Origin of the sequence: Nonomuraea typhae (assembly GCF_009760925.1) — a bacterium.
GTDB classification, from domain to species: Bacteria; Actinomycetota; Actinomycetes; order Streptosporangiales; family Streptosporangiaceae; genus Nonomuraea; species Nonomuraea typhae.
In genome coordinates, this window is sequence record NZ_VRLV01000033.1 from 1 (window position 1) to 8,264 (window position 8,264).

The window sequence follows — 8,264 nt, forward strand, 5'->3', positions numbered from 1 at the left end:
CGCTAAGGTGTCCACGAGGTCTCCGGGATTGGTTCTTCTTCGTCGTTGAACCCTTTACCGGAGACCTCGTTGCGTTACCGGTTACGACACGCCCTCATACACTTCGAAACACGTCCTAGGCGGTCGGTCCAAGTCGGCATCTGCCGGTATTCGCGTTCGAATTGGGCACGTACAACTCGTCCCATCGTTTAATCCGGGAGGCGGCTGCAACCTGGGCGCTCCCGCACAACGGCTCACTGCTGCAAAGTCCAACGTGAGACGATTGAAAGACGCCGACGCACGCAGGGTGTACGCCTGCAATCTGCGCATTAGTGGATCAGCGGGACTTAGTTCTCAGCCGCTGCAGCATAAATACGAGCCCGACTCGACTCGTTATATAATTGGCAGCCGACCGCCGAAGTTGACCCAATTAGGCCCAGATGTGGTCATCACTAAAATCATAATATAATCCGACCCTATTTCACGAAGCTGCTGCAATCAATCGGCCATCCAGCGCACCGAGCTGCGGTGACACAATTAGGCAAGTGCTAATACCAGTTAGCATGCTCGTTTCCGAGTCGCCAAGAATTGTGACATCGAGAACATCTCTTGACTGCCTCAGTCGAATCAACTTTACTTATGATTGCGCACAGCTCCCGCCTCCCCCGCGGGTATCCATCCTCCCCGCACGGTCTAGTGTTCTGAGGCCATGGGGAGCCCTGCAGAAGCTTGGCTGGCGAATAGCCGCACGCCGCCGCACCTCGGAGAGAAAGTGGGTGAAACCAAGAAAACGAAAACGGCTATCACCACGAGCGAGGCGTAACTTCCGGCAAGCAGCCCCGCTCGTGGCAGATCATTCGATCTGATAGGGCGTCTACTTCATGACGTTCAAAAAGGTCGCGTTATCTATCGCGGCATCGTTGACGTTAGCGGTGCCGGTCGTTCTCGCAGCACCCGCCGGCGCCGACACGCACGAGCAGCATGTCCTCGACCAAGCCGCGGTCGTCGCCGTCCGGGCGTACCTGCACGCAGTGGACGGCCTGCTTCTCACCCGCCCCGTCGGAGTAACCTCGTTCCCCGCCTTCGGGCTGGAACAGGGCGAAAGTCCGGCATCGGAGGCGGCGAAGTCCCAAGCCGCCGTCGGATATGAACTCGCCAAGGCAGATCGGTTCCGCGCCTGGGCGGCTTCGCACCAGGACACCTACACCTCGGTGTCGTCGGTACTGAACGTGGAGACACTCACCGTCTCGGGTTCCCTGGCGTCCCTGTCCGGGAAGGTCGAGACGACCATGCTGTGGAGTTCCTCGGCCACGGCTACGGACGTGACGCCCGGCAAGCAAGCAGACATCGCCAAGGCGCGCTCCGAAGGCCGCGCCTTCGCTCCCGGCGAGACGGTGACGAGCATCGTCTCGGCAGAGCATCACTTCCGCCTGATGCAGACCGGCAAGGGCTGGAAAATCCTTTCCGACGCCTACCTCGACCCGTTCGAGCAAGGGCTGGCCAGCGACCACGTAACTCCACGCAGCCCCACCAGGCCCGCCACCAACGGCACCAGCACGACTGCGGCTCCGGACCCGGTCCGCTCGGCCAAAGCATCAGCGACCCCCACCGCCGAGTCGATGCTCTACGACCGCGGCGCGGCGGCAGCGTATGCCGACAAGTACTGGAACCACTACAACCGGACCTACCCCAACTGCAACCCAGCTGGAGGCGACTGTGCGAACTTCGTCTCCCAAGCGCTCTGGGACCCGGACGCGGCAGACTTCCCCATCCAGGCCGCCTGGGACCCAGGTGACCGCTCAACCTGCGCGGCCACGACCGAGGCGTGGCGATACACCCCCACGCAACACCGATTCTTCATCGGCAACCCCCTCGGATCGAGCTACAACTTCGCATCCCTCGGAGCGAAGGGTTCTGCTTCGGCAACACGCAGCTACAACATCTCGTCGATGCTCCGCGGAGACGTCATCTTCTACGATTGGCAATCCAACGGAGAAATCGACCATGTCACGATCGCCGTTGCCTACGCCGGCGATCAAAGCACGCTGATCGACTCGCACAACGCGGATCGCTATCACACTCGCTGGGACTACGGCACCGGCAGCACCACCTACTATCACGACAAGTTCAAGGACATGATCAAGGTATCGTGATGGATTCTCCCGCCCGTACTCTGAGCCGCTTGATCGCGCTCGCCGGTATCGTCGTCGCCTGCTCGGCAACGGGCACCCAGCCCTCCCCCCCCGGCGACACTTTCTCCCTCCACGGCGACGCAGAGCGGGTGGGTCTCGCGTTCGGCGGCTGTCGAGGAACTGCAGGCGTTCCTCGACAGCTGGCGCCGGGACGGCCAAATCCGCGCGAGCCGCAGGTATCTCGTCCCCGACCAGTGGGCCTCGAACGAGGCTGACGCGCTCGTCCTCACCTCAGGCCGGGTAACCCAGGTGATCAGCGAGTCGCCCTCGCCAGCCGGCGGCCTCGTGCTGGGAGTGAATCTCGACCTCAAGTTCCAGGGGCCCACCGCTGCGTGGGGGAATGGGACGAACACCCGCTTCGTGACATTCACCCCGAGGGCGGGCCCGGTGCCGTTCGTGCTGAGCCTGGCGACAGGCCCATAAGCGATCACCCTGGCGCCAAGAAGGAGACCGGGAGACGGCATGAGGTGTCGCATCATCTCTCTGTGCACTTCAGATACTGGTGATCAACCAGCTCACCACCGTCACCAAGGAAGTCGTCGAAGCCGCCCGCGAGAACCTGATCATCGGAGTCATGCGAGACCCTCGCCTACGCGGCCAACCCGCGCCCCACCGCACCAACAACTCAGGCCCCGCCGAGGCGGGGCCTGAACCTTGCTATCAGGATGATGATCTGGCCACGTAGCTCCAGAGGCTCCCGGCCATTTGCTGCCGGAACTTAGTGCGCCACGAGGCGCTACGTAATCGAGTGGAGGTGGAAGACCTTCTCCGTTGGGCCGTCGCAGCGGCCCGATCGAAGCTGAGGGCAGCCCGACGCGGGGAACGCCGGGGAGGGTGGCAAGCGGCCCTGACAAAGGCGGGACGTGCCGGGCGTACCAGACGGCGCGGGTTCGTCGAGCAAGGTCAGAAGGTGTAACGCAAGTGAACCAGTGGTTGAAGCTCCGTAATGGCGGTGCCGGCTCAAATCTGGTGGATATGGGCCGGTGTGCAGTGCGTGGTCCCTGGTCATCGGTCGGGGTCCAACTCCGAAGCCGTATTAAGTTGGCGGTGAGGAGGCCATGTTGAAGGCCGGCGGCGTAGGCGTGGCGATGCTGCCGGAGTAGAGCTGGGCGCCTCCCTGACTGATCGATTGCGCAGTGAACGTGGGAACCGCCCGCGGTCGCCCTCCCGCCGGACATCCAGTGCGGTGGTGGGCAGGTCCGTTGCCGACTGAGGGCCGCGCGGTGGGACGGAGGTCCCGTAGTAGTCCGAGCGCGCGAAAGGCGCGCACATGGCGAAGGGGGCCAGCAAGTCGGTAGCCGAAGTACTGGAAGATCAGGAGGAAATGTCGCCGGTGAATACCGACGAACTCGAGCACGTCTTGTATAAAGCGGAGCGAAGGGTACTGAAGATCCAGACCAAGCTGCACCGTTGGGCTAACGATGATCCTCATCAACGGTTCGACGACCTGTTCAATCTCGTTGCCGATCCTGCGTTTCTGCTGGTGGCGTGGGATCGGGTGCGAGGCAACAAGGGTGCCCGAACGGCCGGAGTGGACGGGGCTACGGCGGCGTCCATCGAGGTTCGGCAAGGCGTCGGGCAATTCCTCGACGAGCTGCGGTGCCAGATCAAGGACCGTAGCTTCCGCCCGCTACCGGCGCGTGTGTGGGTGGCCTCAGAGGGCGTTTGGTTTGCCCGTGTTTGGGTTAGTACGTCCCTCGCCAGGTTGGTGTGGTTTCGTTGGTAATGCGTTTGCTGGTGTTGTCGATCATCGCGATGTGGATCATGGCTTCGGAGCTGGCGGGCAGGGTTTCGTAGTCGCGGGCGAGGCGTCGGTGGAGCATGAGCCATCCGAGGGTCCGTTCGATCACCCAGCGTCGCTGAACGATGCTGAATCCCCGGGCGTTGGGATCGCGGTGGACGACCCGGGTGTGGATGCCCAGGCGTGCGGCGTGGTCGGCGAACTGCGTCTTGAAGCCGGTATCGACCCAGGTCAGGGTGATGGTTGGGTGATCGGTTTTGGCTTGGTCCAGGACGCGGATGCCGGCCTGGTTCTCCGAGACGGACGCCGCGCAGACGGTGACGGCCAGGAGTAGTCCGAGGGCGTCGGTGGCGATGCTCCGCTTCCTCCCGACGATCTTCTTGGCCGCGTCCGTTCCCTGCGTGGCGAGGGGTGGGTTGGTGGAGGTCTTGACGGTCTGGGTGTCGATGATCGAGGCGGTCGGTTCGGGGTTGCGTCCGTCTTTGGCGCGGGCCAGGCCGGTGAGGTTGTAGTTGAGTTGGGCGAAGATGCCCTGGTCACGCCAGGCGGCGTAGTAGGAGTAGACGGTGCCGTGGGGAGGGAAGTCGTGGGGGAGGTAGGTCCAGGCGATGCCGGTCCGGTTCAGATACAAGATCGCGTTGAAGATGTCGCGAAGGTCGGTGGGTGCGGGCTCGCCGGTGGGTCGCCGGTCGAGCCTGGCCTGACGCCAGGCGGTCAGGGTGGGTTCGATCAGGGCCCAGCGGGCGTCGGAGATGTCGGACGGGTAAGCGCGTCGGGGGTTCATACTCGACCGATACGTCGGACCCACCGCGAGGGTCAGCAACCTCTGAAACATGGCGTTTCCAGGACATGTCTACGCCAGACGGAATCGGGGTCGACCTGACTCACGAAATAGACATCTGCGCACTCCGCCCGGGCCGGTGAAGCGGGGCACTCTTCGCAAACGCCGCGAACTATCTACCGCCCAAAAGGGGTATCTGCCCACAAGCGCTCCCAAGATGCCCACTCAGAATCCTGTCGCTCAACAGTGTTGTCAGTGGTCCCTACCATTGAGTCGTCTGGGCTCGTAGGGTTCAGATGCCCCGGAAGGGGCGGGTGTGGCTTTCAGTGGTCTGCCGTTCGTGTGGCTCCCCGCGACTCGCCGCCCGCCCCTTCGTGACGGACTCGGCCTCTGATTGAGAGCTGCGATCCGATCGCTGAGTAGGGACCTGGCGGCGAGGTCGTCTGCGGGCTGGACAGGGCAGATTCTGCTGGTGAGAGGCTTGAGTTGACGCGAGTGTGGGCCGGTGCGGACATCGGTCGGGAGCATCATCACGTAGCGGTGGTCGACGGTGACGGCGAGCGGGTGTTCTCCCGCCGGGTCGCCAACGACGGGACCGCGCTGCTGGCGGCGATCGGAGATGTCCTGGGCCTGGCGGAGGAGGTGGTCTGGGCCATCGACCTGCACAGCAGCGAATCGGTGCTGCTGCTGACACTGCTGCTCGATCATGGCCAGAAGGTCGTCTACCTGCCCGGGATGATCGTCAATCGGGCCGCCGAGGGCTACCGCGGCGCGGGCAAGACCGACGCCAAGGACGCCCTGATCATCGCCGACCAGGCCCGGATGCGCCGGGACCTGACCGTCCTGGACGGCGACGACGACCTGGTGGTCGAGCTGCGGATGCTGGTCGCCCGCCGCAAAGACCTGGCCGCCGACCGCACCCGGGCGGTCAACCGGCTGCATGACCAGCTGCTGGCCATCTGCCCAGCCCTCCAGCGTGCCCTCGACCTCACCACCAAGGGCCCGCTGACCTTGCTCACCGGCTTCCAGACCCCGGCCGCGCTGCGCGCGATCGGTGTCGACGGTCTCACGGACTGGCTGAAGGACCGCAAGGTCCGCAACGCCGCAGCCCTGGCCGCCAAAGCCGTCGCTGCAGCGCGGTCCCAGCACACCGCCCTGCCCGCCGAGCGCACGGCCGCGCTCCTGGCCGCCCAGCTCGCCCAGGGGGTGATCACCCTCAACGAGCAGCTCAAAGAGCTCGACCAGCTCATCGAGGACCGATTTCACCACCATCCGTCCGCCGAGGTGATCACCAGCATGCCCGGCATCGGCGTCCTGCTCGGCGCCGAGTTCATCGCCGCCACCGGCAAACCAAGCCGTTTCGCTACCGCCGACCAGCTCGCCAGCTTCGCCGGCGTCACCCCGCAACCCCGCGACTCCGGCCGCATCAGCGGCAACCTGCACCGGCCCCAGCGCTACAGCAGGCCCCTGCAACGCGTCTTCTACACCTCCGCGCTGCTCAGCATCCAGTCCTGCCCGGAATCCCGACGCTTCTACGACCGCAAACGCGCCGAAGGCAAACACCACATCCAAGCAGTCCTCGCCCTCGCACGCCGACGCGTCAACGTCCTGTGGGCCCTTCTGCGCGACAACCGCACCTACCAACCCACACCTCCCCTCACCCTCGCCGCTTGACAACCGGATTAAGAGTCGCGACAAGTTGATGACAGTGGCTTCCGTCAAGTTGTTGTCAGTCGTACGGGCTGAGGTTCACGCCTTCGCTGTCCGCCCGCGTCTGGCGCGGGGTCCGGTTCGACTGGCTGGATCTTTCTGAGGGTCTTGGACGGGTTTGCCTGGGTGAGGCGTTGTCGCCACCGCTGGCCTGCTTGGCCCCAGCGCGGGGAGCGGCCGGGCTCCGCTGCGAATTGGTCAGCTCGCGCAGGGCGTGGCCCTGCTCGGCGCTCAGCCGGTGGGCGCGGTCGATGGCCAGGTCCCGCACCACGATCCCGCTGATCCAGGCGCGGGCGAGTTTTCATCGGCCTTGCCGCGGAGGAACTCGGCATCGACCTGAGCCGCCGCCCCAACGAAGGCGCGATGACCATCGACGAGGTCTGACCGCGAAACACCCCGCCGCCCGCGAAGGCGGCGGGGTGAGGGCTATTTCTTGCCCGTGTAGATCTGGCTCGCGGGAGGGGCGGCGATGGTGTACTTCTTGCCCCAACCCTTGTAGACGGTGTTGTGGCTGATCTCGTCGCCTTCGGCGCCGTACTGGAGCCAGTGCCCCCGAGTCTGGAAGGTCGTGACCAGCTTCGCGGGCAGGTCGCCGGCGCCGAGCGTGAGGGTGAACCGGATGGGGTCGTCGTTGGCCCCGCCGAACACGGTGGCCCGCGCCCACGGGGAGACCTTCCGCAGCTGGGCGAAAGTGATGCTACCGGTGTAGATGCGGCCCGACCGCTCGGCGACGGAGACGAGGGCCTTGAGCGTCGACACCTCGGCGGCGTTCACCGGCTGGCCGAACGAGCCGACCAGCCCTGCCGGAAGCGGTTTTCTGGTCTTAACCCAGACCTTGCCCTTGGGTAGCTCTCCGGCGAAGGCTCCACCCTTGCGATAGGAGCTCTTGCCGACGGTGATGACGCGCTCGGGCACCAGGAGCGAGGAAGTCGCCTTCTCCTCGCTCAGGGGCTTGATGGAGACGTCGGTCGCGGCGAAGCCTGTCTTGCCGTACTGCAGCGTCCCCCGGCGGCTCATGACCTTGGTGGTGCCGGAGAGCTCGATGAAGGAGCTGACGTCGGTAAAGGTCACGCCCTTGCCGACGGCGGTCTGGCTCTTCAGCGCCGCGACCGGGTCGGAGGACGCCGCAGCGGTCGGCGCGGGCGCGAGAAGGAAAGCGCCGGCGAGAAGTGCGGCAACGGCCTGTTTCATGGGTGGTGAGATCCTTCGATCGGTGGGTGTACCGGTCGGATTCTGCCGGGCAGTGATCACGGAATCGTCTCGTCCCCAGGTCAGGGGCGGATGATGGCCATGCGGGTGACCATGAGTTCCTCGAGGGCGAAGCGGGGCCCTCGCGGCCGGTGCCCGAGTCCTTCACGCCGCCGTACGGCATGTTGTCGGCGCGGAAGCCCGGCACCTCGTTGACCACGACGCCGCCCGCCTGACGCTGCTCATCGAGATCCAGTCCCAAGGCATCGACCTCACCCCGTAGGACTGACAACAACTTGTCGGCAGGTCACTGTCATTAACTTGTCGCGCAACACCGGCGCTCAACAACACAACACGTACGTAGGACCTTCATTCACGCTGAACCCGCGGAGAAACGCGGAGCGAGTTAGTAGATAAGACAGCCTTATCGGGCGTTGCGATCCTCACCGACCCCGAGGGCCAGTGCTGGTGTCCTGAACAAGGACCTCGCTCCCCCGGCGTCAATTTGTGCCCCAAGCAATCGAACCAGATGTCTCTTTACCGCCTGTTTGAGACTAGGACGTGTTTCGAAGTGTATGAGGGCGTGTCGTAACCGGTAACGCAACGAGGTCTCCGGTAAAGGGTTCAACGACGAAGAAGAACCAATCCCGGAGACCTCGTGGACACCTTAGCG

At 64.5% G+C, this 8,264-nt stretch carries 7 protein-coding genes; 4 read left to right on the top strand and 3 right to left on the bottom strand.

Features of this window, described 5'->3' with window-relative positions:
• The first annotated feature begins 860 nt into the window (after positions 1 to 860).
• The 3 genes from FVE25_RS53430 to FVE25_RS53440 all read left to right on the top strand — a co-directional run bounded on the left by FVE25_RS53430 (position 861) and on the right by FVE25_RS53440 (position 3,897).
• Positions 861 to 2,132, top strand: coding sequence for an amidase domain-containing protein (locus FVE25_RS53430; RefSeq protein ID WP_157255217.1), 1,272 nt, complete (start codon positions 861 to 863; stop codon positions 2,130 to 2,132).
• A gap of 541 nt (positions 2,133 to 2,673) precedes the next feature.
• Entirely contained in the window at positions 2,674 to 2,856 is a 183-nt protein-coding gene (locus FVE25_RS54225; protein WP_181020004.1) for a hypothetical protein, read from the top strand.
• 585 nt (positions 2,857 to 3,441) lie between these two features.
• Positions 3,442 to 3,897, top strand: coding sequence for a hypothetical protein (locus FVE25_RS53440; RefSeq protein WP_219826078.1), 456 nt, complete (start codon positions 3,442 to 3,444; stop codon positions 3,895 to 3,897).
• Here FVE25_RS53440 and FVE25_RS53445 read toward each other — a convergent pair.
• Positions 3,857 to 4,696 (bottom strand): IS5 family transposase, encoded by an 840-nt coding sequence (locus FVE25_RS53445; RefSeq protein WP_157255219.1) that lies wholly within the window; start codon positions 4,694 to 4,696, stop codon positions 3,857 to 3,859. The genes FVE25_RS53440 and FVE25_RS53445 overlap by 41 nt on opposite strands.
• A 483-nt stretch (positions 4,697 to 5,179) precedes the next feature.
• Here FVE25_RS53445 and FVE25_RS53450 point away from each other — a divergent pair, with 483 nt between their 5' ends.
• Positions 5,180 to 6,367 (top strand): IS110 family RNA-guided transposase, encoded by a 1,188-nt coding sequence (locus tag FVE25_RS53450; protein WP_157255220.1) that lies wholly within the window; start codon positions 5,180 to 5,182, stop codon positions 6,365 to 6,367.
• Between the two features lie 55 nt (positions 6,368 to 6,422).
• Here FVE25_RS53450 and FVE25_RS53455 read toward each other — a convergent pair whose 3' ends face one another.
• A complete protein-coding gene (locus FVE25_RS53455; protein ID WP_157255222.1) occupies positions 6,423 to 6,674 on the bottom strand; it encodes a hypothetical protein in 252 nt (83 codons plus the stop codon).
• 155 nt (positions 6,675 to 6,829) lie between these two features.
• A complete protein-coding gene (locus FVE25_RS56130) occupies positions 6,830 to 7,594 on the bottom strand; it encodes a hypothetical protein (protein ID WP_157255224.1) in 765 nt (254 codons plus the stop codon).
• Positions 7,595 to 8,264 lie beyond the last annotated feature (670 nt).